Source organism: Bartonella sp. MR168JLCBS, assembly GCF_042194175.1.
Window position 1 is genome coordinate 1 of the sequence record NZ_JBHIMP010000077.1, and the last position, 270, is coordinate 270.

The 270-nt window shown below is 38.9% G+C and carries 1 protein-coding gene; it reads right to left on the bottom strand.

What is annotated here, in order from left to right; translation table 11 throughout:
• On the bottom strand, positions 1–270 hold a 270-nt coding region (locus tag ACFIK8_RS09190), incomplete at both ends, for a hypothetical protein (RefSeq protein ID WP_375669245.1).

Here is a 270-nt window from a genome sequence, read left to right on the forward strand (position 1 = left end):
ATAAGCCCATACGATCACTTTGCAAAAAAATATGAGGTGTTTTAGCCCATTCACTTAAGGCAGAAGAGAGTGTCACTAAATGGCCAGCAAGATTTCCTGAATCAACTGTTGACACATAAGTTGGCAAAAGAGGTTTGAGTGTATCCGTTTCGTACCAATTATAGAGGTGACCACGGAACTTTTCCATTTTTGCAAGAGAGTTTAATGTACATTCAACACGCGTAATAGCTTCTTCAAAACTAATCCAGCCAAAATCACGTGCAGCAATAA